The 18633-nt window shown below is 67.3% G+C and carries 19 protein-coding genes; 6 read left to right on the plus strand and 13 right to left on the minus strand.

Annotated elements, in window-relative coordinates; genetic code table 11:
* Positions 1-68 precede the first annotated feature (68 nt).
* Complete coding sequence (ubiM, locus tag DNK89_RS13755; RefSeq protein WP_110960560.1) at positions 69-1340, plus strand: 5-demethoxyubiquinol-8 5-hydroxylase UbiM; 1272 nt, start codon at positions 69-71, stop codon at positions 1338-1340.
* Positions 1341-1425: 85 nt separating this feature from the next.
* Here the strand turns inward: ubiM and DNK89_RS13760 are convergent, their stop codons facing one another.
* On the minus strand, positions 1426-2337 hold the full coding sequence (locus DNK89_RS13760) for a class I SAM-dependent methyltransferase (protein WP_238990812.1): 912 nt from the start codon (positions 2335-2337) through the stop codon (positions 1426-1428).
* Positions 2338-2512: 175 nt separating this feature from the next.
* Complete coding sequence (locus DNK89_RS13765) at positions 2513-3259, minus strand: zf-TFIIB domain-containing protein (protein ID WP_110960561.1); 747 nt, start codon at positions 3257-3259, stop codon at positions 2513-2515.
* Between the two features lie 151 nt (positions 3260-3410).
* On the opposite strand from DNK89_RS13765, the gene DNK89_RS13770 reads away from it, so the two are divergent.
* From DNK89_RS13770 to DNK89_RS13785, 4 genes are all read left to right on the plus strand, one after another.
* Positions 3411-4700, plus strand: coding sequence for a solute carrier family 23 protein (locus DNK89_RS13770; protein WP_110960562.1), 1290 nt, complete (start codon positions 3411-3413; stop codon positions 4698-4700).
* Positions 4701-4843: 143 nt separating this feature from the next.
* Positions 4844-6385 carry an acetyl-CoA hydrolase/transferase family protein gene (locus DNK89_RS13775; RefSeq protein WP_110960563.1) on the plus strand — a complete coding sequence of 514 codons (1542 nt, stop codon included), beginning with the start codon at positions 4844-4846 and terminating at the stop codon, positions 6383-6385.
* Positions 6386-6577: 192 nt separating this feature from the next.
* Positions 6578-7729 carry an ABC transporter substrate-binding protein gene (locus DNK89_RS13780; protein WP_110960923.1) on the plus strand — a complete coding sequence of 384 codons (1152 nt, stop codon included), beginning with the start codon at positions 6578-6580 and terminating at the stop codon, positions 7727-7729.
* Positions 7730-7980: 251 nt separating this feature from the next.
* Complete coding sequence (locus tag DNK89_RS13785) at positions 7981-8403, plus strand: hotdog fold thioesterase (protein ID WP_015011965.1); 423 nt, start codon at positions 7981-7983, stop codon at positions 8401-8403.
* Between the two features lie 202 nt (positions 8404-8605).
* Here DNK89_RS13785 and DNK89_RS13790 read toward each other — a convergent pair whose 3' ends face one another.
* Positions 8606-9175 carry a cob(I)yrinic acid a,c-diamide adenosyltransferase gene (locus DNK89_RS13790; protein ID WP_015011964.1) on the minus strand — a complete coding sequence of 190 codons (570 nt, stop codon included), beginning with the start codon at positions 9173-9175 and terminating at the stop codon, positions 8606-8608.
* Positions 9176-9358: 183 nt separating this feature from the next.
* A complete protein-coding gene (locus tag DNK89_RS13795) occupies positions 9359-9799 on the minus strand; it encodes a hypothetical protein (protein ID WP_110960564.1) in 441 nt (146 codons plus the stop codon).
* A gap of 331 nt (positions 9800-10130) precedes the next feature.
* Here DNK89_RS13795 and DNK89_RS13800 point away from each other — a divergent pair, with 331 nt between their 5' ends.
* A complete protein-coding gene (locus DNK89_RS13800; protein ID WP_110960565.1) occupies positions 10131-10499 on the plus strand; it encodes an EF-hand domain-containing protein in 369 nt (122 codons plus the stop codon).
* A gap of 132 nt (positions 10500-10631) precedes the next feature.
* Here the strand turns inward: DNK89_RS13800 and DNK89_RS13805 are convergent, their stop codons facing one another.
* The 9 genes from DNK89_RS13805 to DNK89_RS13850 all read right to left on the minus strand — a co-directional run bounded on the left by DNK89_RS13805 (position 10632) and on the right by DNK89_RS13850 (position 18581).
* On the minus strand, positions 10632-11426 hold the full coding sequence (locus tag DNK89_RS13805) for an amino acid ABC transporter ATP-binding protein (RefSeq protein WP_110960566.1): 795 nt from the start codon (positions 11424-11426) through the stop codon (positions 10632-10634).
* Positions 11410-12063: an amino acid ABC transporter permease gene (locus tag DNK89_RS13810; RefSeq protein WP_110960567.1), complete on the minus strand. Its 654-nt coding sequence runs from the start codon at positions 12061-12063 to the stop codon at positions 11410-11412. Before DNK89_RS13810 ends, DNK89_RS13805 begins: the two co-directional genes overlap by 17 nt.
* A gap of 273 nt (positions 12064-12336) precedes the next feature.
* Entirely contained in the window at positions 12337-13011 is a 675-nt protein-coding gene (locus DNK89_RS13820) for an amino acid ABC transporter permease (protein ID WP_110960568.1), read from the minus strand.
* A gap of 68 nt (positions 13012-13079) precedes the next feature.
* Positions 13080-13901, minus strand: coding sequence for a transporter substrate-binding domain-containing protein (locus DNK89_RS13825; RefSeq protein ID WP_110960569.1), 822 nt, complete (start codon positions 13899-13901; stop codon positions 13080-13082).
* The gene (locus DNK89_RS13830; RefSeq protein ID WP_110960570.1) at positions 13898-14692 is read right to left on the minus strand and encodes a GntR family transcriptional regulator; all 795 of its coding nucleotides are present in this window, start codon (positions 14690-14692) and stop codon (positions 13898-13900) included. The genes DNK89_RS13825 and DNK89_RS13830 overlap by 4 nt, the downstream gene beginning before the upstream one ends.
* Before the next feature lie 267 nt (positions 14693-14959).
* Positions 14960-15382 carry a DUF2752 domain-containing protein gene (locus tag DNK89_RS13835; RefSeq protein ID WP_238990814.1) on the minus strand — a complete coding sequence of 141 codons (423 nt, stop codon included), beginning with the start codon at positions 15380-15382 and terminating at the stop codon, positions 14960-14962.
* Positions 15383-15395: 13 nt separating this feature from the next.
* Positions 15396-15968: a hypothetical protein gene (locus DNK89_RS13840; RefSeq protein ID WP_015011955.1), complete on the minus strand. Its 573-nt coding sequence runs from the start codon at positions 15966-15968 to the stop codon at positions 15396-15398.
* A 109-nt stretch (positions 15969-16077) separates the two neighbouring features.
* On the minus strand, positions 16078-17586 hold the full coding sequence (locus tag DNK89_RS13845; protein ID WP_110960572.1) for a carboxylesterase/lipase family protein: 1509 nt from the start codon (positions 17584-17586) through the stop codon (positions 16078-16080).
* The gene (locus DNK89_RS13850) at positions 17583-18581 is read right to left on the minus strand and encodes a tripartite tricarboxylate transporter substrate binding protein (protein WP_110960573.1); all 999 of its coding nucleotides are present in this window, start codon (positions 18579-18581) and stop codon (positions 17583-17585) included. The genes DNK89_RS13845 and DNK89_RS13850 overlap by 4 nt, the downstream gene beginning before the upstream one ends.
* Positions 18582-18633: the final 52 nt, after the last annotated feature.

Here is an 18633-nt window from a genome sequence, read left to right on the forward strand (position 1 = left end):
CCCGCCCACAATGGCGCGCGGCCCCCCGTCCCGGGGCGGGCACCTTGTCACCCTGCATTCCTCCCGCCATGACCACCCACCACAGCGACGTCCTCATCGTCGGCGCAGGCCCGGCGGGCCTGTCGCTGGCAACCTCCCTGGCGCAAGCCGGGTTCACCGCCACCGTGGTCGAGCAGCAGAGCGACAGCGCGCTGGCCGCGCCCGCGCCGGACGGCCGCGAGATCGCGCTGACCCACCCCAGTGGCGACACATTGCAGCGCCTGGGCAGCTGGGGCCTGCTGGCCGCGCATGAGGTGGGCACTATCTGCGAAGCCCAGGTACACGACGGCCCGCTGGGCCAGCACAGCGCGCTGCAACTGAGCACCCCGCAGACCCCGGAGGGTGCAGCGCCCGGCGCGCTGGGCTTCATCGTGCCCAACCATGCGCTGCGCCGCACCGCCTACGCCGTGGCGACGCGCACGCCGGGGGTTCAAATCGTCACCCAGGCCCAGGTCACGCGCGCAGCCACGCTGGCCGGGCATGCAGAGCTGGACTATGTGCCGGCCGGTACCGCTGGGGCGCCAGCCCAGCGCCTGACGGCCCCGCTGCTGGTGGCCGCCGACAGCCGCTTTTCGGCCACGCGCCGGCAGTTGGGCATCGGCGCGCAGATGAGTGACTTTGGCCGCACCGTCATCGTCTGCCGCATGCGCCACGCACTGCCCCACGGCAACGTGGCGCACGAGTGTTTTGGCTACGACTGCACGCTGGCCGTGCTGCCCCTGCCCGATGACCCGCAAGAGGGGCGCGCGCTGTGCTCGGTCGTGGTGACGGCGGGCGCGGCCGACGCGGCGGCGCTGATGGCCCAGAGCCCCGAAGCCTTTGCCGCTCAGGTCCAGGCCCAGTTCAACGACCGGCTGGGGGCGATGGCGCTGGTGGGCGAACGCCATGCCTACCCACTAGTGGCTGTGTATGCGCAACGTTTTGCAGGCCACCGCTGCGCACTGCTGGGCGACGCCGCCGTGGGCATGCACCCGGTCACAGCCCATGGCTACAACCTGGGCCTGGCGGGGGTGGAACGGCTCACGGCCGCGCTGGTGAGTGCGCGCCAGCGCGGGCAGGACATGGGCAGCGCCGACGCACTGACCCCTTACGCCCAGGGCCACCACCGCCACGCCTGGCCTATCTACCAGGGCACCAACGCCATCGTGCGTCTGTACACCGACGCCCGCCCGGTGCCGCGCCTGCTGCGCCAGCTGGTGCTGCAGGGGGCGCGGCGCCTGCCGCCACTGCAGGCGGCCATCGTGGGGCAGCTGACGGGCCAGCCACCCCAATGGATGCGCGCACTGGCGCTGAGGCCGTAGCCGCGCCCTACCCTTCAACTGACGCAGTGCGGGTAACGGGTGGAGCACACTGCGGCCAATTCGCCAAAGACGACTCAGTGGGACTTCATTCCCTGATTCCGAGCGTCGCCAGGCCATACAGCGGTGCACCCAGCCACGGGCGCAACAGCAAGTCCATGGCAATGCCCGGCCAGCCATAGCCCTCCGCCACGCTTTGCTCGCGCAGCAACTGCAGGCGCGGGTGCACGGCCTCCAGCTCCGCCATGCGGCCCACGCCCCAGCGAAACTCCGCACCCGTGGCCCGCACGCTAGCGTGGCGGGCCGCGCAGCCCACGGCCCGGCGCGTCATCACGTCCAGCACCATGCGCGAGCCCGGCGGCGCGTGCTGCGCAAACTCGGCCAGTACGGCGTGCACCTGCGCGGGCGGCAGGTACATCAGCACACCTTCGCACACCAGCAGCACCGGCGTGGCGCTGCGCTGCGTGTGCAGCCCCAGCCGCTGCCACCAGCCGGGGTGTGACAGGTCCAGATCGGCGTGGCGCATGCGCGGGCACGGCGGCGGTAAGAGCGGCCGGCGCAGCGCCATCACCTCGGGCAGGTCGGCATCGAGCCACTGGTTGGCCCCCCCGTCCAGCCACTGGAAATAGTGGGTCAGCCCACACCCCAGGTTGACGCCCAGGGTCTGCGTGTGCGTGGCAAAAAAGGCGCGCCCCGCCTCCTGAATGGCCCGGGTGCGCCACAGCACGTGCAGCACCGTGTGCAGGTCGTCCAGGGTACCGCTCACATCGGCATCCATCTGCGCCAGCAGCGCCGGGGCCACGGCATCATGGCAGTCCAGCCAGGGAAAATAGCGGCCCCCATGGGCACGCGCCGCCAACGGGATAAGCAGGGTGCTGGGGACGGGGGGCAGCTGCGCGCGCTGCAACGGCAGGCTGACAGTACAACGGGTCGCGCCCTCTGATGGCGCAGCGCTGCGCGGCGGTCGGACAACACGGCGTCGGGCAAGGGACTGCGGCACGGGGCGCTCCTCCGGTGGCAGCGGGCGCCACGGTTGGGTGGGATGCGGGGGCCCAAGGTCAGGGCAAGGGCCTGCGACCATTCTGAAGGGTCGGCCCCAGTCTGTCGTGAATGACCGCAGCGCGTACTGCGGTATGTCAATACGCTGGCGGGCCCCTCAGCACGTGTTCACGTTCTCAGTCCTTCATCAGCGCCCACACCAGCGCCACCCCGGCCGCCAGCAGATCGCCGGTGAACGAGTTGTCGCTGGCATCGCTGCTGGCCGTGGTGAACGCACGCTTCTGGCGCTCGCGCTCGGCCCGGGCGCGGTCGCGCTCCAGGGCCACCAGGGCGTCGCCAATGTCCACGGGCGATGCCGGCGCCACCGGTGCCTTGGCGCTGGCGGCGGCATAACCCTCCATGGCGCGCACCACGGCCTGGGGGTCGATGAGGGAGAACGCGGCGCGGCAATAGGGGCAGGCGTGGTCCTTGCGGATGTCCACGGGCGCGCCGCAACTGGTGCAGTAGATGGCGCCCACGCGTTGTGCCAGGTCGTCAATCTCGGGGCGCGTCATGTGGCGCACAAAGCCCTTTTCGACCATGAAGGACGAGAAGCTGCTAAAGCGGCCATGCTGGCGCCCGCAGCGGTAGATCATGTAGCGGCCGCTGCGCACCACGTCGAAGCCTTTGGTCAGGCTGGTGTTGCAGCGCGGGCAGGCCATGCTCTCGGCCAAGGGCTGGTGCTGGTCGGTACGGTGCTCGTGCAGCAGGCGGAACAGCTCGACCACCGACTGGGGCGAGAGCTTGAGGTTTTCGTGCCGGTCAAACCATAGGCCCTGGCAGGCAAAACAAATGTCCAGCTCCAGCGTGTGCCCCTGGTTGCTGGTGAACCGGTGCGCCTCCATGGGCTGGCGGCAAGAGGGGCAGGACGGCTGAGGGTGCATGGCGGCGGTGCCTGTGGCAGGCAGAGCAGAGGTTGGCGCAGATGCTAACCCGGCACAAAGCGGGTGGACGCCTGGCAACTGACGCGCAGGTTCACGGCAAGGCCATCCCCATCCACTAGCATTCGCGCCTCAACAACAAGGAACCAACAAGATGGGATTCATGAACTGGCGCGTGAAAAGCGCTGAGGTGTTGCAACAAGGCGGCGTGATCGCGCCGGACGAGCGGCTGCCCTGGCCGCAGACGGCGGTGATGGGCGTGCAGCACGTGATTGCGATGTTTGGCGCCACGGTGCTGGCGCCCATCCTGATGGGCTTTGACCCGAACGTGGCCATCCTGATGAGTGGCATCGGCACGCTGATCTTCTTCCTCGTCACCGGCGGCAAGGTGCCCAGCTACCTGGGGTCGAGCTTTGCGTTCATCGGCGTGGTGATTGCGGCCACGGGCTATGCGGGCCAGGGAGCCAACGCCAACATCGGCGTGGCGCTGGGCGGCATCATCGCCTGCGGGCTGGTCTACACGCTCATCGGCGCGCTGGTGCAGGCCATCGGGACGGGCTGGATCGAGCGCTTCATGCCGCCCGTGGTCACCGGCTCGGTGGTGGCGGTGATCGGACTGAACCTGGCGGGCATCCCCATCAAGAACATGGCGGCCAGCAACTTTGACAGCTGGATGCAGGTGGTGACCTTTGTGAGCGTGGGCCTGGTGGCCGTGCTCACGCGCGGCATGGTGCAGCGCCTGCTGATTCTGGTGGGCCTGATCGTGGCGAGCATCATCTACGCGGTGCTGACCAACGGCCTGGGCCTGGGCAAGCCCGTGGACCTGACCGCACTGGCCAACGCCGCGTGGTTTGGTTTGCCCAACTTTGCCGCGCCGGTGTTCAGCGGCAATGCCATGCTGCTGATTGCACCCGTGGCCATCATCCTGGTGGCCGAGAACCTGGGGCACGTGAAAGCCGTGACGGCCATGACCGGCCAGAACCTGGACCGCTACATGGGCCGCGCATTCATCGGCGACGGCATTGCCACCATGGTCAGCGGCAGCGCGGGCGGCACGGGCGTGACCACCTATGCCGAGAACATCGGCGTGATGGCGGCGACCAAGATCTACTCCACCGCCGTGTTCCTGTTGGCCGGCGTGTTTGCGCTGGTGCTGGGCTTTTCTCCCAAGTTCGGCGCGCTGATCCAGACCATTCCGCTGCCGGTGATGGGCGGCGTGTCCATCGTGGTGTTTGGCCTGATCGCGGTGGCGGGCGCCAAGATCTGGGTGGACAACAAGGTGGACTTTTCGCAGAACAAGAACCTCATCGTGGCGGCCATCACCCTCATCCTGGGCACGGGCGACTTCACGCTCAAGTTCGGCCAGTTTGCGCTGGGCGGCATCGGCACCGCCACCTTTGGTGCGATCCTGCTCTACGCACTGCTCAACCGCAAAGCGGCGTAATCTGTGGATGTGGCCCGGCCTGATGGCATTTGTAAGGGTTAACCCTTAATTTGTAAGGAACGAAGGCTAGCATCCTGGGTTTTGTCCACAGGGCCATCCGCTCACCGGGCGGGTGGCCTTTTTCTTTTTTGCGGAGTTTGTTCATGTCCCTGGCCGATCGGGTGCTGTACCCCGACTTTCTCTCCCGCACCATGACCGCCGACGAGGCGGCCGCCCTGATCCCTGCCGGCGCCCATGTGGGCATGAGCGGATTCACCGGCGCGGGCTACCCCAAGGCCGTGCCCGGCGCGCTGGCGCGCCGCATCGAGCGCCTGAACGCACAGGGCCATGGTTTCAAGATCGGGCTGTGGACAGGGGCCAGCACCGCGCCCGAGCTGGACGGTGCTCTCGCGCAGGTGGACGGCATCGAGATGCGCCTGCCCTACCAGTCCGACCCCACGGTGCGCCGCCAGATCAATGCGGGGCAGATGCAGTATGTGGACATCCACCTGTCGCATGTGGCACAGTTTGTGTGGTTTGGCTTTTTGGGCAAGCTGGATGTGGCGGTGGTCGAGGTGGCGGGCGTGCTGCCCGACGGGCGGCTGATCCCGTCGTCTTCGGTGGGCAACAACAAGACCTGGCTGGACCAGGCCGACAAAATCATCCTGGAGGTGAATGCCTGGCACAACCCGCAGCTAGAGGGCATGCACGACATCTACTACGGCACCGACCGGCCGCCGCACCGCAAGCCCATCCCCATGACGCGGCCCGACGAGCGCATTGGCGAGCCCTACCTGCGCTGCGATCCGAGCAAGGTGATTGCGGTGGTGATGACCAACCAGCCCGACCGCAACAGCGTGTACGCCGCGCCCGACGACACCTCGAACCGCATCGCAGGGCACATCATCGAGTTCCTGCAGCACGAGGTGAAGAAGGGCCGCCTGCCCAAAGACCTGCTGCCGCTGCAGTCGGGCGTGGGCAACATCGCCAATGCGGTGCTGGCGGGGCTGAACAACGGCCCGTTCGAGAACCTCACGGCCTACACCGAGGTGCTGCAGGACGGCATGCTGGACATGCTGCGCTCGGGCACGCTGGCCAGCGCCTCGGCCACGGCGCTGTCGCTGAGCCCGGCCGCCATGCAGGACTTCAACGACCGCATCGACTACTACAAGCAGCGCATCGTGCTGCGTCCGCAGGAGATCAGCAACCACCCCGAGCTGATCCGGCGCATGGGCCTGATCGCGATGAACGGCATGATCGAGGCCGACATCTACGGCAACGTGAACTCCACCCACGTGATGGGCTCGGCCATCATGAACGGCATTGGCGGCTCGGGCGACTTTGCGCGCAATGCGTATCTGTCGATCTTCATGACGCCCTCGCTGGCCAAGAACGGCAGCATCTCGTGCATCGTGCCCATGGCCTCGCATGTGGACCACACCGAGCACGATGTGCAGATCCTCGTCACCGAACAAGGCCTGGCCGACCTGCGCGGGCACTCGCCCTCGCAGCGCGCCGAAATCATCATCGACCGCTGCGCGCACCCGGACTTCCGGCCCGCGCTGCACGACTATGTGGCCCGCGCCAAACGCGGCGCCGTGGGCCAGCACACGCCGCACCTGCTGAACGAGGCGCTGTCGTGGCACCAGCGGTACGTGGAGACGGGCAGCATGCGCGCGCCTGCAGGCCCTGCCAGCGCGGGGTAAAGAGCGAAGGGCGTGAGGGGCGTGAGAGGGCGCGGCTCTCACCCCAGAGCCCGCAGGCCTTTGACAGCCAATTGGCAGCCTGGGCAGATAAAATCAGGGTTAACCCTAGGTTTCACAACCTCCCCTGTTCAACATCCACCAGCCCCTGTCCGGGGCTGGTGGCATTTTTGCCTGCGAGTTTTCTTGATGACCATGCAACGCCGTCAGTTCACCCAATCCCTCGTGGCCGCCAGCACCGGCCTGCTGCTTGCCACTTCGTCGCGCGCCGTGGGCGTGCAAGACCCCATGGACGCCAAGAGCGTGACCATTGGCTGCTCGCTGGGCACCACCGGCGCCCTGGCCAGCCTGGGCAAGGAACTCAAGCAGGGGCTGGATGCGGGCATTGCGCAGGCCAACGCCAAGGGCATCCACGGCCGCGAAATCAAGCTGCTGGCCCTGGACGACGGCTATGACGCCGCGCGATCGGAAGACAACGTGCGCAAGCTGATTGCCGATGCCAACGTGGTGTCGCTGATCTCCTGCATGGGCACGGCCAACAACCAGCGCATCCTGCCGCTGGTGGACGAGGCGCAGATCCCCTATGTGGCCCCCCAGAGCGGCGCCACCTCGCTGCGCAAGGCCGAGTACCGCTCGGTGTTCCACGTGCGCGCGAGCTACACCGATGAAGCCCAGCGCCTGGCCCAAAAGCTGGTGTCCATGGGCATCACCGAGCTGGCCGTCGTGTACCAGGACACCGCCTTTGGCCGCGAGTTTCTGGCCGATGTGAGCAAGGCCATGGCGGCCGCCAAGCAGCCCGCGCCCAAGGCTTTCAAGCTCGACGCCCAAGGCGCCCAGGTGGCCGACGTGGTGGGCAAGGCCGTGGCCGCCAAGCCCAACGCCGTGCTGCTGGGCACGGCGGGCGACATCACCGCCACGCTGGTCAACGAGTTCAAGAAAGTCTCGCCCAGCACGCCACTGGCCGCCACCAGCGTGGCGCTGTCGGGCGACAACCTGCGCCAGCTGGGCGGCAAGGCCTCGGGCATTGCACTGTCCATGGTGCTGCCCGACGCAGCCCGCACCAGCTTTGCCGTGGTGCGCGACTACCAGAAGGCCATGCGCGCACTGGGCTACCAGGAGTTCTCGGCCCGCAGCTTTGAAGGCTATGTGAACGCCCGCGTGCTGGCCGAGGGCCTGGAGCGCGCCGGCCGCGACCTGACCCGCGCCAAGCTGCGCAACGCCCTCGCAGGCATCCGTAGCAACGACCTGGGCGGCCTGTCCATCGACTACGCCAGCGGCGCGCCATACGTGGGCTCGCGCTTTCTGGACCTGGGGGTGATGGGCGCCAACGGGAAGTTTGTGGGCTGAGGCTAGGAGCCTGTCGGACTTGGAGCGTCGATAGCGAGAATGGGCCCCAGCGAGGACAGTTTTTGCCGGATTTGCAGACCCATAGCCCAGCTATGGGGCAAAAAGACGGTAAAAAATGGACCGCTGCGGCCGATTCGCAGCCGACGACTTCCAAGTCGGACAGGCTCCTAGGCGCCTGCGGCACAGGGCGGCGCCACGGGCCTTGGCACAATCTGTGGCTTGCACTGACTTGGCCCTGCCCCGTGAACACCATGCCCATTTGGAAGAAACCCATCGACCTGGCCCTGCTGAAGGCCGCCAACCGCAACACCGCCGTAGAGCACCTGGGTATCGAATTTGTCGAGGTGGGTGACGACTTTCTGCGCGCCCGCGTGCCGGTGGACCACCGCACCATCCAGCCTTTTGGCCTGCTGCACGGCGGCGTCAGCGTGGTGCTGGCCGAGTCCATGGGCTCCACCGGCGCTTACTACGCCCTGCCCGAGGGCTACCGCGCCGTGGGCCTGGACATCAACGCCAACCACCTGCGCTCTGCGACCAGCGGCTGGGTGACGGGTACTGCAAAGCCGGTACACATCGGCCGCACCACGCATGTGTGGCACATCGATCTGCACAATGAAGCGGGCGAGCTGACCTGCGTGTCACGCCTCACCATGGCGATCCTTGCCCCCCGGTAGGGGTCATCCCCCTCCTGAGCGGCTTCGCCGCTTCCCCCTTCTCTCGCATCTCTAGCGCGCTCCGGGAAGGGGGACACCGCCAGCGCGGCGGGGCGGCCCTTGCGCGGCGGTCCTGGTCTGGCAACGCGCCCGTGGCAAAAGCTGGAGGTGTTGTTTGATGAAATCGGCTCCAAGCGCTAGATGAATATGCGCTAACCGCTATTTATTCAGTAGCATTCTGCTGCGCCAAGCGCTCGCTTTTCCAGTACACGTCATCCCCGCCATCCATGCGGTTGAGCACGCGGGCCAGCACGAACATCAGGTCGGAGAGGCGGTTGAGGTACTGGCGTGGCGCGTCGTTCAGCGCCTCTTCGTTGCCCAGAGCGACGACGGCGCGTTCGGCGCGGCGGGCCACGGTGCGGCAGATGTGCGCTTGCGATGCGGCGCGCGTGCCTGCGGGCAGGATGAACTCCTGCAGGCGCGGCAGCGCGGCGTTGTGGTGGGCCAAGGCTTCGTCCAGAGCCAGCACGGCTTCGGCCTTGAGCAATTCAAAGCCCGGGATAGACAGCTCACCGCCCAGGTTGAACAGCTGGTGCTGCACCTCGACCAGCAGGGTGCGGACTTCATCGGGCATGGGCTCGCACAGCAGCAGGCCGATGTGGGAGTTGAGCTCGTCCACATCGCCCATCGCGTGGATACGCAGGCTGTTTTTGGAGACGCGCTGGTTGTTGCCCAGGCCGGTGGTGCCGGCGTCGCCGGTGCGCGTGGCGATCTGTGAAAGTCGGTTGGCCATGTGAATGGGTGCGGGTGAGCGAACGGAAGATGCCGGATTGTCCCCCGACCGGCCATCCCCCTTTTGCCCGCACGGTCGAGACGCCAAAGCGCCCCTGCGCGGCGGGACGTAGGGGCGCTTTGGGGCGTGGAGAAGTTTCCCCACAGGTTTCCCCACAGTTGGCGAGCGAAGCCGCCGGGGTTATCAGTGGGTTGCCGACGTGCGGTTCAGCTTATCGATGTCTGCCGTGGACACGCCCGTGTTGGTGGGCTGCATCTGGTTCCACGCCTGTGCGTGGTAGGCATCCCATTCAGCACGCGACACCATACCGTCGCCATTGGTGTCCATCAGCCGCGCGTTCACGCGCATATCGGCCTTGGCAGCGGCCTTGCCGCCGGCTGCGCTGGGGTTGATCTCTGCCACGGGGGCTGCACGGCCATTGCCGGCAGCGGGGTCAGCGGGAGCCGCTGTGCTGCGGCTGGCACGCTGGTCGACCTTGTTCTGGGCCGCAGAGGCTGCCACACCGCCCGATGCCGTGGGGTTCACTTCAGAGGGTGGGCGGGCCGTGTTGTTGGCAGGTGCCTGGGCCAGTGCGGCGGTACAGGCGAAGGCAGCGAGTGCGGCGAGAACGGTTTGCTTTTGCATGGAATGGCTCCTTGGTGGAAGTTGAACAACAGCATCCCGGAGGACACATGCGATTCATTGTTGGAAGGAGTGCGGGCAGACGCTGTAGGACACGCACGGGCCTGCCGGTCATCCCCCCATCGTCCCGGCGCGTAGGGCGCAGCGCGGAACGAGGCCCTGGTTTGCGCCTACTTTTGGCTACATCCGCAGCGCGCCCAGACACAAAACACGGCCGCGGCGTTACACAGCGCAGGCAAATGTAGAGCGAGGCAACAGCAGGCAAGAGTGCTGGCGTGGGGCCGCTGGCTGCGGTGCAATGCAAGCCTGTTCAACTTCAAAGGAGCTTCGCTTCATGAAAGCACTGCAACGACGCAACTACTCGTTCGACACCCGCAGCGTGATGCTCTTCGCTGCACTCTCTTTGGGGGGTGCAGGGGCTTTGCAGGCACAAACTCCCTCCACCTTGTCGCCCCCCCAATTTGGCCCTGCGAGCAAGGGCACTGCACAGTCAGGCTCAGGTTTTTCGGTGGGGCCCAGCAGTGGCGGCGTCTCCACCGCAGCGGCCGCCGCCTTTGACAAGGCCGACAGCAACAAGGACGGCCAATTGAGCGCGCAAGAGGCCGCCACGCTGCCAGCCATCAGCCAACGTTTCAAGGAACTCGATACGGACAAGAACGGATCGCTGTCCCGCGCAGAATTCGACAAGGGGGTGCAGTCCTGACCCTGCCCCCCCGCTTGCCTGCCCTGAGCCAGAGGCCTGAGTAGGCGCAACTACCAAAATGCAAAGCCTGCCCGCGCTGGAACTCCAGGGCGCGGGCAGGCCTTTGTGCGTACGAACAGCGACAGATCGATTTCAGTCGTGCAACGACGACAAGAACTGCTGCAGTTCCGGCGTCTGCGGGCTACCAAACAGCTGAGCAGGTGCGCCTTGCTCGTGCACCCGCCCCTGGTGCATGAAGATCACGCGGTCGCTCACCTTGCGGGCAAACGCCATCTCGTGCGTGACCATCATCAGCGTCATGCCTTCCTGCGCCAGTGACTCGACCACGCGCAGCACTTCGCCCACCAGCTCGGGGTCCAGCGCCGAGGTGATTTCGTCGCACAGCAAGACCTGCGGCTCCATGGCCAGCGCGCGGGCTATGGCCACGCGCTGCTGCTGGCCGCCCGAGAGCTGGTCGGGCATGGCGTCAAACTTTTCGGCCAGCCCCACGCGGGCTAGCAGCTGGCGCGCCTGCGCCTCGGCGGCCTTGGCGTCGCGGGCCTTCACCAGCGTGGGCGCGAGCATGATGTTGCGGCCCACACTGAGGTGCGGAAACAGGTTAAAGCTCTGGAAGATCATGCCCACCTGCTGGCGCAGCGCGCGCATGGCTGCGGGGCTGTCGTGCAGCAGCTTTTGGCCGTTGACGCTGAGCGCGCCTTCCTGGAACTCTTCCAGCCCGTTCACACAGCGCAGCAGCGTGCTCTTGCCCGAGCCGCTCTTGCCGATGATGGCGATGACTTCGCCGCGCTGCACCTTGAGGTCAATGCCCTTGAGCACTTCGTTGCTGCCGTAGGACTTGCGCAGGGCGGTGATGTCCACGATGGGGGGCTCGCCCACCACGATGCCGTCGTGCGCGGGGACCGGGGTGGTTTCAACGGCGGTTGCCATGGAGTTTCCTTTCAAGCGATTGCGCCACCAGGCTCACGGGGAAGCACAGGGCAAAGTACAGCAGCGCCACGCAGGCGTAGACGAGGAAGGGCTGGTAGGTGGCGTTGGAGATCATGCTGCCCGCCTTGGTCAGCTCGACAAAGCCGATGACCGAGGCCAGCGCCGTTCCCTTGATCACCTGCACCAGAAAACCCACCGTGGGCGGCACCGCAATGCGCAGTGCCTGCGGCAGCACCACATGGCGGAGTTGCTCGCCAAAGTTGAGCGCCAGGCTCTGCGCGGCCTCCCACTGCCCCTTGGGAATGGAGGCCACACAGCCGCGCCAGATCTCTGTGAGGTAGGCACTGGTGTAGAGCGTGAGCGCCACCGCAGCAGCCGTCCACGGCGAGGTCTTGATACCGAACAGCGCAATGCCGAAGTAGGCCAGGAACAGCTGCATCAGCAGCGGCGTGCCCTGGAACACCTGCACATAGGCGCCCACCGCGCGGTCCACGCCACGCACTTTGGACAGGCGCAGCACCAGCAGCACCAGTCCCACCAGGCCGCCACCAATGAAGGCGATAAGGGACAGGGACACCGTCCAGCGCCCTGCGAGCAGCAGGTTGCGCAGGATGTCCCAGAGAGAAAATTCAACCATGATAAGAACGTGTTTACCGCTTATTCGATGCCGCGTTGGCGCGCAATCGGGATGAGTGGATGTTTCGGATGCGCCGCATGGGCTCGCGCCCATGCAAGCAGTCGGGGCGTCCAATCGCCCGATTTCGCTCCAACCCTTCGGGCAAGTGCCTTGCCGGGCGGTCTGCGGCGTTGCGGCGCTTGTTGATAGCCGAGCTCTCAACAGCGCACCGCGCCTTGCACCCCATCCCGGCAAGGCACTTGCGCGGCTTCGAATAAGCGGTAAACACGTTCTTTACCTCCCCACCAAGAAACGCGCCCCCACCCACATCAGCAGGCGGCGGGTCAACATGGACAGCACCAGGTACACGGCCGTGGCCAGGATGAAGGCCTCGAACGCGCGGAAGGTGTTGCTGGAGATGAGGTTGGCGGCGTAGCTCAGCTCGGGTGTGGAGATCTGTCCGCACACGGCCGAGCCCAGCATCACGATGATGATCTGGCTGACCATGGCAGGCCACACCTTCTGCAGCGCGGGCGGCAGCACCACACGCCGGAAGGTCTGGCCCGGTGTGAGCGCCAGGCTGTGCGCGGCCTCGATCTGGCCACGGGGCGTGGCCTCGATGCCCGCGCGGATGATCTCGGCCGAATACGCGCCCAGGTTGATCACCATGGCCAGCACCGACGCGAACTCGGGCGAGAGCTTGAGCCCCAGCGCGGGCAGGCCAAAGAACAGGAAGAACAGCTGCACGATGAAGGGCGTGTTGCGCACCAGCTCCACATAGCTGGCCACGGCCCAGCGCAGCGCAGTGGGCCGGTGGCCCAGGTTGCGCGCACGCGCCCAGGCGCAGGCTGTGCCCAGCAGCAGGCCCAGCACGGTGCCCACGATGGTGAGGCCAATGGTCCAGACCACGCCGCGCACCAACAAAGGCCACGACACGAGGACAGCAGAAAAATCGAGCGCAATCAGCATGCTTGTGCCCTGCGGCGCTTGTCGCGCCCCAGGCCCTTGGGTTTCAGCAGTTCATCCGGTGCGCAGCATCACAGAGGCAGGTCGCCAGCAGGGCGGCCCAGCCACTTGTTCGACAGCTTGTCGATGTCACCGGACTTGCGCGCCTCGGCAATGATTTCGTTCACGCGCAGGCGCAGCTTGTCTTCGCCCTTGGCCACGCCGATGAAGTTGGGGCTGTCCTTGAGCAGCAGCTTGTATTCGGTCTGCAGGTTGGGGTTCTTGACCATGATGGTGCCCGCCGTCGATGCGCTGGTGGCAATGGCCTGCGTCTGGCCCGACACAAAGGCCGCAATGCTGGCGGCGTGGTCTTCAAAGCGCTTCACGTCCACGCCGGGGGGCGCGACCTTGGCCAGCTCCTGGTCTTCCATCGCGCCGCGCGTCACGGCCACGGTCTTGCCTGCCAAGTCGGCAAAGCTCTTGATGTTCAAGGTCTTGCTCGCAAACACGGCCTGGAAGAACGGCGCGTAGGCGGCGGTGAAGTCGATCACCTTCTCGCGCTCGGGGTTCTTGCCCAGCGTGGAGATCACGAGGTCGGCCTTCTGCGTCTGCAGGTAGGGGATGCGGTTGGCGCTGGTCACGGGGATCAGCTCGACCTTCACGCCCAGCTTGGCGCCGATGTAGTTGGCCATCTCCACGTCCAGGCCCTGGGGCTTGAGGTCGGTGCCGACAAAGCCGTAAGGCGGGTAGTCGGTGGGGATGGCGATCTTGATTTCCTTGGCCTTGAGGATGTTGTCCAGCGCGTTCTGCGCGTGGGCGGCGGGCGCCATCAATGCGGCTGCAAGGCCGGTGGCGGCAAGCACGCCCAGGGTCAGGCGGCGGGTGGACGAGGTGACGGTGCGGACGGTGGTCATAGCAGGGCTCCTAGGTAGGTGGATGCGTCGGCAGGTGCGTCTGGGTCAGACGCAGGGGAGGGGGAACTCTTGGCCGCGCGGGGCTTGCGCGCGCGGGCTGGTGGGGTGGCTGGTGCCGGGCTCTTGCTCACCGGCGCCAGTGCGTCGCGCAGCCCGGCCAGCGGGTCGCTGCTGACCTGCAGACGCAGGGCCGACTGCACGGTGCCGATGTGCTCGGACATGAGTGCCTCGGCGCCGGCAATGTCGCCCGCCTCCAGCGCCTCGACGATGCGCACATGGTCGGCACAGCTCTGCGCCGCATCGTGCGACGACTGGTAGAGCATGGCGATGAGCGTGGTGCGCGCCGTGAAGTCACGCAGCGTGTCGGCCAGCAAGCTGTTCCCCAGGCATTCGGCCAGGCACACATGGAAGTCGCCCAGCAGAAAGCTGCGCATGCCCACATCGGTGCCCGCCAGCGCAGCTTTTTCGCGCTGCAGGTGGCTTTTGAGCTGGCGCAGCGCCGCCTTGTCCACCACCTTGAGCTGGTGCAGCAAACCCAGTTCGATCACGCGGCGCGCCTCGAAGGCCTCGCGCGCTTCGTCCTGCGAGGGCTCAATCACATACCAGCCGCGCCGGGCACTCACGGTGACGATGCCGCGTGTGGCCAGCCGCGTGAGCGCCTCGCGCACGATGGTGCGGCTGCAGTCGAACAGCATGGCCAGTTGCTGCTCGCCCAGGCGCGAGCCGGGCGCGAGCTTTTGCGCCATCACGGCTTCGATGATGCGGTTGCTGATCTCGGTGGCGGTGGTCATTGCCTGCGGTATCGCAGGTTCCGTGCCAACTGGTATACAAGCTCAATGCACCAGCCTGGCGCACGGAGGCTGTGCACCATGGGGCGGCCTGCCCCGCAAAGAGGCGCAGGGCTGCGCCAAGCCGACCCAAGGGGATGCTGGTGCATGGATGTGGTGCAGCTCCCGCGCTGGCGGGCCACTAACTACGCAGGGCACCCTAACGGCCGCAGAAAGCTATCGCTTTTGCCTGTAGGGAAGCAACAAAGCCCTTTCGGGCCCAGCAAGCCGCTATACGAGCCCCGCCAGGCGCAAGACCCAGGACAGCACCAGCCCGCCGCCCACCGCTGCCAGCACCGCCGGGTGCCACCACGGCCAGCGCGCCACGCGGCGGCGGCCCTGGGCGCCTTCGACCACCGCCTGGCCCGCCAGCAGCACCAGCCACAGCAGCAACACCAGCGCACCCGGGCTGGCGGCCCAGGCGGCCGTCCAATCGCCTTGCACCAGGGCTGCACACGCATGCGTGCCGCCGCACAGCGGGCAAGGCATGCCCGTCAGCGCGCGAAACCCGCAGCCCACGCCCAGCCCGTCCTGTCCCAGCCACCAGGGCGTGGCGGCCATGGCCAGCGGCCAGCCCAGGCCCAACGCCAGCCGCAACCGCCGCGCGCTCCCATCCAGCGGCTGCCAGGCGGGCGATCCACTCACCGGCACCATTGCAGCGCCGGGGTCAGAGGGGAGGCAGTGCCACCGGTTCATCGCCCACCAGCTGGCGTGCCATGTAGTAGGAGCCGATGGTGGACAACGGCAACGTCAACAGCGCACCCACCCAGCACAGCAGGAAACCCAGCGAGCCCACAATGCCCAGCACCAGCGAGCAGAAGAAGGCCGAGCCCAAGTTCTTGGTCACGATGCTCCAGGCCTGGCTGAAAGCGGCCACACCGTCGCGCTCACCGCGCGCCACCAGAAACAACGCCACCGGGGGCAGCGCCATGATCAGCAGGCCGGGAATGAAACACAGCATGAAGCCCAGCGACACGACCAGCGAGCTGATGAGCCCCGCCACAAACGCGGGCACAAAGTCATCAAAGCCCCGAAAGACATCGCCGATCTGCACCGCTTCGCCGCGCGTCTCGCGCTCGATCATGCGCATGTAGCCCACCATCATGGGCCCGGCCAACAGGCCCGCGCTGATGCCGGCGACCACCATCACCAGCAAGGTGCACACCACATGGGTGAGCACGTTTTTCTTGAAGGTGCCCCAGGCACCCGACAGGCAATCTCCCACACTGGCTGAAGCCATGGCAATCCCTCTCTCTGTAGTTGGTTGGTCGCGCACAAGCGCCGGCCCAGTGTAGCGAGCCAGCTGCTGCTGTGGTACCCCCTGGCGAGGGATCCCAGTGAGCGGATCGCTACAGCACGCCCTCCCACAGCGCGAACCGCTCAGGCTGCGTGTGGGGCGCACAGAACAGTGTCTCGCCCACATGCTCGACCGGCGGCTGTGCGCCGGCATACGGCGCCCATCCAGGGTGGCCATCCCGCGCAAACGCCACCCAGCGCTGCTGAAGCGCCTCGGACAACGCAGCGGGCGGCGCGGGCCCTGCCAGCTCCTGCCCCGTGGGCGTGTGCAGATTGCCGAACACAAATGGCAGCTCCACACCGTGCGCTGCGCCCAAGCGCCCGCGCCACTGCGGCGAGGGCCAGGTGAACTCATAGCCATAGGCGCTGCGGGCCCAGCGGCTGGCCAGCGCGGCAATGCGCTGAGCGGGCACGCGGTAGTAGTAGTCGGACTGCAGCGCGCACAGCCACTCCCCGTGCGTCTGCTGCGCGGGCGGCAGCATGTGGCGCAGAGCTTCTGCGGCATCGGTGGTCAAGTCCACGTCCTGCGCAAAGGCATGGACCTGCGCCTCCGTCACCCGGTCGATGGCGCCGCCGGGCACGTGGTAAAGGCGCATCTCCTGCGCGTTGCTGCCCACCAGCACCTGCAGGTCGGGCGACTGGGCCGCCCACTGCTGCGCCAGCGCCTCCAGCGGCGGCGCGGTGAGCACCTGGCCATCGACCACGGGCCGCAGGGGAAAAAAGTTGCGCCCGCCCAGCCCGTGCTGCTGCCGCAGCGCAGGCTCGGACGCCAGCCGGTGCACAGCGTGCAGCACGGCGGTCTGCGGCGCTCCTCCCAATGCAGCCAGGGTGGGCTCCACCCCGGCCAGCGTGGCTACGGCGCGGCGCGCGGCGGCGGCTTCCTCCAAGGTCTGGCAGGCCACGCTGGGGCTTTGCAGAATGACGCGCTGGAACAGCCCGCGCGACACGGGCATTCCCATCAGGCAGGCCACGGCCCCGGCGCCGGCCGACTGGCCGAACACGGTGGTGCGCGCTGCATCGCCGCCCCAGGCGTGGATATGGTCCCGCACCCACTGCAGTGCCAACATCAAGTCCAGCAGGCCGCGATTGGCAGGCGCAGCCTGCTCCTCGCCGTCGAAGTGCAAAAAACCGTCTATGCCCAGCCGGTACTGCACCGACACCAACACCACGCCCCGCCGCGCCAGCGCCGCGCCGTCGTACAGGGGCTCGCTGGCCGCACCGCGAAAGAAGCCGCCGCCATGCACCCACACCATCACGGGCAGATGCGCGCCAGGTTCAGCGGGCGGCGCCCACACGTTGACGGCCAGGCAGTCGTCGCCCCCCAGCATGGGCGCATCGGCACGCGCGGCGCGGGGCAGCTGCGGCGCCATGGGCGCGAACGCCGTGGCATCGCGCACACCGGACCATGGCGAGGCAGGCACCGGCGCCGCAAACCGCAGCGCGCCGCGTGGCGCCTGCGCGCAGGGCATGCCACGGAAGACACGTACGCCCTCCTCCCACAGGCCGCGCAGCTGCCCGCCGTGGGCCAGCGTGACCCGGGGCTCCGCAGTGCCCACCGTCATTCGGTGGCCAGTCCCAGCTTGTCGATCAGTGGGCGCCACACGGCGGCATCGCGTGCCGCCCAGGTGCGCGCATCGGCCGGCGCGGTGGCAGTGAGCGTGACGTTCATGGCTTCGAGGCGGGACTTGTACTGCGCATCGCCGCCCCGGCATTTCTCTGTGACGGCATTGAGCCGGTTCAGCAGCTCGGGCGGCGTACCTGCCTTGGCCACCACGGCAATCCACGCGGGCCGCGCCAGGTCGCTGGCGGCGGGCAGGGCTTCGGCGATGGTGGGCACATCGGGCAGCAACGGGGAGCGCTGCGCACCAAACAGTGCCAGCGGCACCAGCTTGCCCGCCTTGACCTGCGCAGCCGCCGTGCCAATCACCAGCGTCATCGCGTGGATCTGCTGGCCCATGAGTGCGGTCAGGCCCGCGCCCTCGCCCACAAAGGGCACATGGGTGCCAGGCACGCCCAGCTTCTCGACGAGTGCGGAGGTCAGCAGGTGCGCTGGGCTGCCCTTGCCCGGCGAACCGAAGTTGATACCGCCCGGCGTGGAGCGCGCCAGCTTCTGCAGATCCGCCAAGCTGGCAATGCCCTGCCCCGCTGGCACGGCCAGCACCAGCGGTGACGTGCCCAGCACGGCCACGCCGTCAAAGTCGCGCAGCGGGTCGTAGGGCTGCTGCTTGTAGACGTAGGGCGTGATGGTCATCTGCGACATGCCGATGCTCAGCAGGTTGTAGCCATCTGCAGGCTGGGCCTTCAGGTAGTTGACGGCCAGGATGCCGTTGGCCCCGGGCTTGTTCTGCACCACCACGGGCTGGCCCAGCTCGCGCGCGGCGCAATCAGCCCACACGCGCGTCATCGCGTCCGAACCGCTGCCCGGCGGCTGCTGGGCGATGAGCTGGATGGGCTTGGCCGGGTAGGCTGCGGGCTGCTGCGCCAGGGCCCCACCGGCCAGGCAGGCGAGTGCGGCCAGCGCGACCGTGCGTGGAACGCGCGTGAATGCTGAGGTCATGGTGTGTCTCCTGGTGATTTTTTTCGATAGATGTACGCGTTGCGTGGCGTGC

This window comes from Acidovorax sp. ST3 (assembly GCF_003231145.1).
Classification (GTDB): Bacteria; Pseudomonadota; Gammaproteobacteria; order Burkholderiales; family Burkholderiaceae_C; genus Acidovorax.

Excerpts from the sequence above, each read along its gene's own strand:
- DNK89_RS13825 (WP_110960569.1), bottom strand. The coding sequence starts at position 13,901 with ATGACCACCGTCCGCACCGTCACCTCGTCCACCCGCCGCCTGACCCTG.
- DNK89_RS13795 (WP_110960564.1), bottom strand. The coding sequence starts at position 9,799 with ATGCAAAAGCAAACCGTTCTCGCCGCACTCGCTGCCTTCGCCTGTACC.
- DNK89_RS13790 (WP_015011964.1), bottom strand. The coding sequence starts at position 9,175 with ATGGCCAACCGACTTTCACAGATCGCCACGCGCACCGGCGACGCCGGC.
- DNK89_RS13840 (WP_015011955.1), bottom strand. The coding sequence starts at position 15,968 with ATGGCTTCAGCCAGTGTGGGAGATTGCCTGTCGGGTGCCTGGGGCACC.
- ubiM (WP_110960560.1), top strand. The coding sequence starts at position 69 with ATGACCACCCACCACAGCGACGTCCTCATCGTCGGCGCAGGCCCGGCG.
- DNK89_RS13780 (WP_110960923.1), top strand. The coding sequence starts at position 6,578 with ATGCAACGCCGTCAGTTCACCCAATCCCTCGTGGCCGCCAGCACCGGC.
- DNK89_RS13820 (WP_110960568.1), bottom strand. The coding sequence starts at position 13,011 with ATGCTGATTGCGCTCGATTTTTCTGCTGTCCTCGTGTCGTGGCCTTTG.
- DNK89_RS13835 (WP_238990814.1), bottom strand. The coding sequence starts at position 15,382 with ATGGTGCCGGTGAGTGGATCGCCCGCCTGGCAGCCGCTGGATGGGAGC.
- DNK89_RS13830 (WP_110960570.1), bottom strand. The coding sequence starts at position 14,692 with ATGACCACCGCCACCGAGATCAGCAACCGCATCATCGAAGCCGTGATG.
- DNK89_RS13770 (WP_110960562.1), top strand. The coding sequence starts at position 3,411 with ATGGGATTCATGAACTGGCGCGTGAAAAGCGCTGAGGTGTTGCAACAA.
- DNK89_RS13800 (WP_110960565.1), top strand. The coding sequence starts at position 10,131 with ATGAAAGCACTGCAACGACGCAACTACTCGTTCGACACCCGCAGCGTG.
- DNK89_RS13845 (WP_110960572.1), bottom strand. The coding sequence starts at position 17,586 with ATGACGGTGGGCACTGCGGAGCCCCGGGTCACGCTGGCCCACGGCGGG.
- DNK89_RS13765 (WP_110960561.1), bottom strand. The coding sequence starts at position 3,259 with ATGCACCCTCAGCCGTCCTGCCCCTCTTGCCGCCAGCCCATGGAGGCG.
- DNK89_RS13805 (WP_110960566.1), bottom strand. The coding sequence starts at position 11,426 with ATGGCAACCGCCGTTGAAACCACCCCGGTCCCCGCGCACGACGGCATC.
- DNK89_RS13810 (WP_110960567.1), bottom strand. The coding sequence starts at position 12,063 with ATGGTTGAATTTTCTCTCTGGGACATCCTGCGCAACCTGCTGCTCGCA.
- DNK89_RS13785 (WP_015011965.1), top strand. The coding sequence starts at position 7,981 with ATGCCCATTTGGAAGAAACCCATCGACCTGGCCCTGCTGAAGGCCGCC.
- DNK89_RS13850 (WP_110960573.1), bottom strand. The coding sequence starts at position 18,581 with ATGACCTCAGCATTCACGCGCGTTCCACGCACGGTCGCGCTGGCCGCA.
- DNK89_RS13775 (WP_110960563.1), top strand. The coding sequence starts at position 4,844 with ATGTCCCTGGCCGATCGGGTGCTGTACCCCGACTTTCTCTCCCGCACC.